Annotated in this window: 8 protein-coding genes and 1 other annotated feature; all 8 genes read left to right on the top strand. The window is 48.0% G+C overall.

What is annotated here, in order from left to right; translation table 11 throughout:
• Nucleotides 1-1046, top strand: a 1046-nt coding sequence (locus B4F99_RS01740; protein ID WP_290754936.1) for an AAA family ATPase, incomplete at its 5' end; no start/stop codon positions are given.
• A gap of 42 nt (nt 1047-1088) precedes the next feature.
• Nucleotides 1089-1299 (top strand) — a binding site (T-box leader).
• Between the two features lie 57 nt (nt 1300-1356).
• Nucleotides 1357-3999 carry an alanine--tRNA ligase gene (gene alaS, locus B4F99_RS01735; protein WP_290754934.1) on the top strand — a complete coding sequence of 881 codons (2643 nt, stop codon included), beginning with the start codon at nt 1357-1359 and terminating at the stop codon, nt 3997-3999.
• A gap of 34 nt (nt 4000-4033) precedes the next feature.
• Nucleotides 4034-4303 carry an IreB family regulatory phosphoprotein gene (locus tag B4F99_RS01730; protein ID WP_029342229.1) on the top strand — a complete coding sequence of 90 codons (270 nt, stop codon included), beginning with the start codon at nt 4034-4036 and terminating at the stop codon, nt 4301-4303.
• Complete coding sequence (gene ruvX / locus B4F99_RS01725; protein ID WP_056062458.1) at nt 4300-4722, top strand: Holliday junction resolvase RuvX; 423 nt, start codon at nt 4300-4302, stop codon at nt 4720-4722. Before B4F99_RS01730 ends, ruvX begins: the two co-directional genes overlap by 4 nt.
• Nucleotides 4723-4736: 14 nt before the next feature.
• Complete coding sequence (locus B4F99_RS01720; RefSeq protein ID WP_023468909.1) at nt 4737-5024, top strand: DUF1292 domain-containing protein; 288 nt, start codon at nt 4737-4739, stop codon at nt 5022-5024.
• The gene (locus tag B4F99_RS01715; RefSeq protein ID WP_023468908.1) at nt 5011-5304 is read left to right on the top strand and encodes a DUF1292 domain-containing protein; all 294 of its coding nucleotides are present in this window, start codon (nt 5011-5013) and stop codon (nt 5302-5304) included. Before B4F99_RS01720 ends, B4F99_RS01715 begins: the two co-directional genes overlap by 14 nt.
• Nucleotides 5305-5382: 78 nt before the next feature.
• Entirely contained in the window at nt 5383-6648 is a 1266-nt protein-coding gene (gene mltG, locus B4F99_RS01710; RefSeq protein ID WP_290754932.1) for an endolytic transglycosylase MltG, read from the top strand.
• Nucleotides 6602-7240, top strand: coding sequence for an O-methyltransferase (locus B4F99_RS01705; RefSeq protein ID WP_081780346.1), 639 nt, complete (start codon nt 6602-6604; stop codon nt 7238-7240). The genes mltG and B4F99_RS01705 overlap by 47 nt, the downstream gene beginning before the upstream one ends.
• Nucleotides 7241-7246 lie beyond the last annotated feature (6 nt).

Below are 7246 nucleotides of genomic sequence, written 5' to 3'. Positions count from 1 at the left end.
GACGTGCCGCTAAACGTCTGTCGGAAGCAACGGACGTTCCGGCGATGACGATTCATCGTCTATTGAAGTATGATGGAACGAACTTTCAATTGAATGAGGATCAGCCGATCACGGGAAAAGTATTAATCATCGATGAATCATCGATGATTGATATCTACTTGTTATCGAGTTTGCTTCGCGCCGTCCCGAACGGCATGAAAATCTTGTTCGTCGGTGACCGCGATCAATTGCCATCCGTCGGTCCAGGACAAGTGCTGGCAGACTTGATGGATACGGAAGGAATTCCCGTCGTCCGTTTGAACGTCGTCCATCGTCAAGCAGAAGATTCTTCGATATTGCGTCTTGCGCACGATTTGAAGAACCGGACGACGTCTGCTGATTTGTTATCACCACTTGCGGATCGCCGCTTCTACACTGCGTCTCCGCAAGAGACGTTACGGGGCATCTCGGCCTTCGCGGAAAAAGCACTCGCAAAAGGCTACTCGAAATTCGATGTCCAGGTCCTCGCGCCGACCTACCGAGGTCAGGTCGGGATCGACGAATTGAATGTCGCCTTGCAACGCGTCTATAACCCGGAGGAACCGAAGAAACGGGAAGTCAAACAAGGGACGCGGATTTACCGGACCGGGGACAAGATTCTCCAGCTCGTCAACAATGCGGAAGAAAACGTCTATAACGGAGATATCGGCGAAATCGTCAATATCTTCTTCGCTAAAGAGAATGTCGATAAAGTCGATAAAATCATCGCCCGGTTCGATCAGACGGAAGTCGAGTACAACCGGAGTGACTGGGATCAATTCACGCACGCCTATGCGATTACGATCCATAAAGCGCAAGGATCCGAGTTTCCGATCGTCTTGATGCCGGTCTATTTCACGGGGGCGTTCAAACATTCCCGAAATTTAATTTATACGGCAGTTACTCGGGCAAAATCGAGTTTGTTATTATTCGGTGATCCGCGTGCGTTCCATAAAGCGTCGCAAGAAGAGGAACCCCGGCGCCGAACACGATTGATCGAACGACTCGGTGGGGTGACAAAGACTTGACGGATGCTGTTCGATAGGTAATAATCACGATAGATGAATGGACGTAACACGTTGATGGAAGATAAGTAAAAGGAAAACTCGAGTCCAGAGAGAAGTGAGTCTGCTGCAATCACTTTCTCGAGTCCCTTTGAAGCTCCTTCCGGAGTCGGGTGTAAACACCTGCGGGTCATCCCCGTTATCAGATGTTCGAGGTAGGCAATAGGTTGCTTACGAACGAGGGTGGTACCACGGAAGCGATGCTTTCGTCCCTTTTCAGGGATGAAAGCATCGCTTTTTTGCGTCCAAATAAAACCAATGGAGGTAACTGTTCATGAAAGCTCTAAAACCATTAACGGGTGCACAAATCCGTCAGATGTATCTTGATTTCTTCCAAAGCAAAGGGCATGCGATCGAACCGAGTGCTTCGCTCGTACCGGTCGAGGATCCATCGCTCTTGTGGATCAACTCGGGTGTTGCAACACTCAAGAAATATTTTGATGGTCGTGTCATTCCTGATAATCCACGTATCGTCAACGCACAAAAATCAATCCGGACGAACGATATCGAAAACGTCGGGAAAACAGCGCGTCACCATACGTTCTTCGAGATGCTCGGAAACTTCTCTGTCGGTGATTACTTCCGTGAAGATGCAATCAAATGGGGTTGGGAACTCTTGACGAGTGATGACTGGTACGGTCTTGACCCGGAACGTCTTTCGGTCACGATTCATCCGGAAGATGATGCAGCGCGTCAAATCTGGCTTGAACTCGGTGTACCGGCTGAGCGGATCATTCCGCTTGAAGATAACTTCTGGGAAATCGGTGAAGGTCCATCTGGTCCGAATACGGAAATCTTCTTCGATCGTGGTCCAGCTTTCGGAGACGATCCGAACGATTCAGAGCTCTACCCGGGTGGCGAAAACGAACGCTATCTCGAGATCTGGAATATCGTCTTCAGTCAGTACAACCACGACGGACACGGCAACTACACGGAACTTCCGCGTAAAAACATCGATACTGGGATGGGACTCGAACGGATGGCGTGTGTCATGCAGGACGTGCCGACGAACTTCGATACGGATCTGTTCATGCCGATCATTCATAAGACAGAAGAAATCAGCGGTAAAATCTACCGTGATGATTCGAAACTTGATGTAGCATTCAAAGTCATCGCAGACCACATCCGTACTGTATCATTTGCGATCGGTGATGGTGCGCTTCCTTCGAATGAAGGACGTGGATATGTCCTTCGTCGTTTACTACGCCGTGCGGTTCGTTATGCGAAGATGCTTGGGATCGAACGTCCGTTCATGTATGAACTCGTTGATACGGTCGGGAACGTCATGGTCGACTTCTACCCGCAAGTTCCAGAAAAAGCAGACTTCATCAAACGCGTCATCAAAAACGAAGAAGAACGTTTCCATGAGACACTGCATGACGGTCTTGCAATCTTGAACACGGTCGCTCAGACGTCTAAGGCGAACGGTGAGCACATCATCAGTGGTGAAGATGCGTTCCGTCTGTATGACACATATGGTTTCCCATTCGAATTGACAGTTGAGTATGCAGAAGATCATCAGATGTCTGTCGATGAGGAAGGCTTCAAACAAGCGATGGACGCGCAACGTCAACGTGCGCGGGCAGCGCGTGAAGAGAGCGGTTCGATGCAACAACAATCGGAAGTCCTCTCGACACTAAAAGATAAAAGTACGTTCGTCGGCTATACCGACCTTAAGGCGGATGCAAAAATCATCGCATTGTTGCATGATGGAGAACGAGTCACAGAAGTGGCTGCTGGTGAAGAAGCGCAAGTCATTCTCGATATCACGCCGTTCTACGCTGAAAGTGGTGGTGAAGTCGCGGATACAGGAACAATCGAAGGCAAAGACTTCGTTCTTGATGTCAAAGATGTTCAAAAGGCACCAAACGGTCAAAACTTGCATACGGTCATCGTCCGTACAGGAATCGCAACGGAAGCGGCGGATGTCGTTGCAAACGTCGAAGCAGCAGAACGTAAAGCCGTCACGAAAAACCATACAGCAACACACTTGCTTCATAAAGCATTGAAAGACACGCTCGGAACACACGTCAACCAAGCGGGATCACTTGTTTCTCCAGAACGTCTCCGCTTCGACTTCTCACACTTCGGTGCAGTGACACAAGAAGAGTTGACAAAAATCGAACAAGACGTCAACCAAGCGATCTGGGCATCATTACCGGTTGATATCGAAGAGATGAACATCGCTGATGCAAAAGCAAAAGGCGCGATGGCATTGTTCGGTGAGAAGTACGGGGAAACGGTCCGTGTCGTCTCAGCAGGCACATACTCGATTGAATTGTGTGGCGGAATCCACGTCGGAAACACTGCAGAGATCGGTCTGTTCAAGATCGTCTCAGAGTCTGGGATCGGTGCAGGTACACGCCGGATCGAAGCCGTGACAGGTGCAGGCGCGTATCGTGTGATGAATCAACACTTAGAAACACTCGAACAAGCAGCAGCTGTCTTGAAAACGAAAACGACGGAAGTTCCAGTTCGTATCGAAGCACTGCAACAACAACTTCGTGAGACGGAACGGGCGAACGAATTGTTGCAAGCAAAACTTGCGAACATCGAAGCTGCTTCACTAAAGGACGATGTTGAGGAAATCAACGGCGTACGTGTGCTTGCGAAACGTGTCGACGTCTCAGATATGGATGCCCTTCGCGGTATGATGGATGAGTTGAAGAGCTCACTCGGATCAGCAATCATTGTTCTCGGTAGTGCGCAAGGTGAAAAAGTCAATCTCGTCGCAAGCGTTTCAAAAGATTTAATCGACCAAGGCTATCATGCTGGTAAATTGATCAAGGAAGTCGCAACACGCTGCGGTGGTGGCGGTGGCGGTCGCCCTGACATGGCTCAAGCTGGTGGGAAAGATGCGTCGAAATTAGAAGAAGCACTCGCGTACGCTTCACAATACGTGCAATCACTGGCATAATAGAAACGTAGTGTATATGAAAGAGGTGATGAACGTGAGTCAGATGGATCAAACGATGAAATTCAACTTTCCAGAAGACGATAACAAAGCAGCGACACGGGATGTGTTGTTGACGGTCTATCATGCTTTAGAAGAAAAAGGATATCATCCGATCAACCAAATCGTCGGCTATCTCCTATCTGGAGATCCTGCTTACATTCCTCGTCATAATGACGCACGTAACTTAATTCGTAAGATTGAACGCGACGAATTGCTCGAAGAACTCGTGAAATCTTATTTGGCGGAGAGTGGAAATTCAAAATGAAACGTGCAATGGGACTAGACGTCGGTTCGAAGACGATCGGGGTAGCGGTCAGTGACTTGATGGGCTGGACGGCGCAAGGTGTCGAGACGGTCAAGTGGACGGAACCGGATTACCCAGAAGCCTTCAAACGGCTCGATGTCATCATGGAGACATACAATGTCGAAATCCTAGTCATTGGTCTTCCAAAAAACATGAACGGTTCCATCGGTCCCCGTGCGGAGGCGAGTGAAGCCTTTGCGAAGGAAATTGAACAGCATACTGGGCTTGAAGTCGTCTTCATGGATGAACGGTTGACGACGATGCAAGCAGAACGGATGCTGATCGATGCCGATGTCAGCCGCAAGAAACGAAAACAAGTCATCGATAAGATGGCTGCCGTCATGATCCTGCAATCGTATTTGGATCGGGCGAATCGATGAAGGGAGAGAAACCGATGGCTGAAGAAAAACGTCAGTATCTCTTTCCAGATGAAGAGGGCGGCGAACATCTTTTCGAAGAATGGTACCGTTACTCGAGTGAACGTACAGGAAAAACCTATCTATTTCTTGAAATGATCGGTAACCCTGACGAAGGAGCGGATGATTTAATCATCTGTGAGATCGATGAATATGGAGAAGGCGAAGATGATTTTGAATTGAGCCTGATCGATGAAAATGATGAGCAAACTTGGGATGAACTCGAGCTTGCGTTAAAGGAGCGGATCACTGATGCAACAGAATGAGCCAACACGTTACGTAATTCCGGACGGCGAAGGAAATGATTTCGAATTCGTAGAACGTCTGCGTTATGAAAGCCCACGTTCGAGCAAGACATACATCTTCCTCGAGCCAATCGGAGCAGATTATGACGAAGCAGAAGAAGTCGACATCTTCGTTTACGAACTCGACGAATACGGTGATGGAGATAACGACTTCAACCTCGTACCAATCGATGAAGACGATACAGCGACTTGGGATGAAATCGAAGAAGTCTTTAACACGCTCGAAGACCAGTTAGACTAACCCGACTCATGACAGGTGACGTCGTAAGAGACTTTCTCTTACGATGTCACCTTGTTTTAAGAGAAGAAGGAGGAACCGATGGAGAACGAATGGAAGCAAAATGCTGAAATCGAAAAAAGGCGACGCCGGACATCACGCCGGATCACGCTAATCATCCTTTCTGTATTGTTGACGATTTTTCTAGTTGCCAGTGCGGTCGTCTATGTCTTTTTGAAAAATGCGCTTGAACCAGTCGATGAAACAGCGACGAAATCCGTCAAAGTCGAAATTCCTTTAGGCGCAGGAACGAGTACGATCGCGTCCTTACTAAAGGAAAAAGATTTGATTGCAAACGAGACGATTTTCCGTTATTACGTCCGTTATAAGAATGAATCGTCATTCCAGGCGGGTACATATACCCTGTCACAAGCCATGTCCCCGGATGAAATCATCAATGAATTGAAAACGGGAACGGTCATGAAGGCAGCGGATGTGAAAATCACGTTACCTGAAGGCATCACGATGGATCGTCAAATTGATTTAATCGCGAAAGCGACGAAGTTCAAAGAAGAGACGATTCGTAAAGAATTGACGGATGCGATGTTCATCGATGCCATGATTGAAAAATATCCGATGCTGACGGATGAAGTGAAGAAGAATGGCATCTTGTACGCACTTGAAGGATATCTCTTCCCAGCAACGTATGAGTTCGATAAAGGAAAAAGCATTGATCAAATCGTCGAGACGATGCTCGACGAGACAGAAAAAGTCTACGATGAAAATGAGGATGCCATTCGAAAGTCAGGCATGACCTTCCATGAAGTGCTCAGTCTCGGTTCAATGGTCGAGCGTGAAGCCGCGACACCGAAGGATCGTCGTGAAATCGCAGGCGTCTTCAAAAACCGTTTAGATGATGGCATGAAACTGCAGTCGGACCCGACGGTTTGGTATGGTACTGGCGAGAATACGGCCTTGACGACGCTGAAGGATCTTGAGAATAACTCGAAGTACAATACGTATAAGTACGAAGGAATTCCGATTGGTCCGATTTCAACGGTCAGTAAGGATTCCGTATTAGCTGTCTTGAACCCGAATAAAACAAAATATGTCTATTTCTTCGCCCGTCCACCAAGTGATACACATCCACGAGGACAGATTCTTTACGAAGAGACATATGAAGAACATCAACGAAACGTCGTTAAGTATAAACCGGAATGGGTGGAACACGAAGCGAGTAAGAGCAATGAGCAACGGGTTGGGTTGAAGCGGGAAGTTCGCTTCAAGTCAGCCTGTTTATGCGGAAGAGGGAGTGAATGGCGTGAAGGATTTCACGACCTATGTCGAATCGATGATTCATCCTCGTGATGCCCTACTAGAAGAAATGGAGCGTTATGCGGAAGAACATCATATACCGATCATCGAGTTGACCGGTTCCGAAGTCTTGTTGTCGCTCCTGCGATTACAGCAACCGAAGCGTATTCTAGAAGTCGGAACAGCAATTGGTTATAGTGCGATCCGGATGGCACGTGCGTTACCGGATGCGCGTATTACGACAATCGAACGGAATGCAAAGCGGTATGAAGAAGCAAAAACCTTCATCGCCCGGTCAGATGTGGCGGATCGGATTGACATCATTTTTGGTGATGCAGTAGAATTAGCCGAAACGCTTGAAGACCAGTTTGATGCAGTCTTCATCGATGCAGCTAAAGGACAGTATAAAAAATTCTTTGCGGGATATGGGCGACTCATTCCAGAGGGCGGCGTGCTTTATACGGACAATCTCTTCTTACACGGAGATGTCCTTGAGCCTGACCCGAAGACGTTCGATCGAAGAAGACGTCGGCTCGTGCGTCTCGTCAAAGAATTCACGGTCTGGATGATGGAACAAGAACAATATGATACGACGATTTTTCCACTCGGTGACGGTGTATCCGTCAGTCGGAAAAAGTCGAAATGATGGAGG

The organism is Exiguobacterium sp. UBA3491 (assembly GCF_002377745.1).
Taxonomy (GTDB): domain Bacteria; phylum Bacillota; class Bacilli; order Exiguobacteriales; family Exiguobacteriaceae; genus Exiguobacterium_A.
Note: the sequence above shows the minus strand (reverse complement) of the source record. Positions and strands in the feature narration are given on the sequence as shown.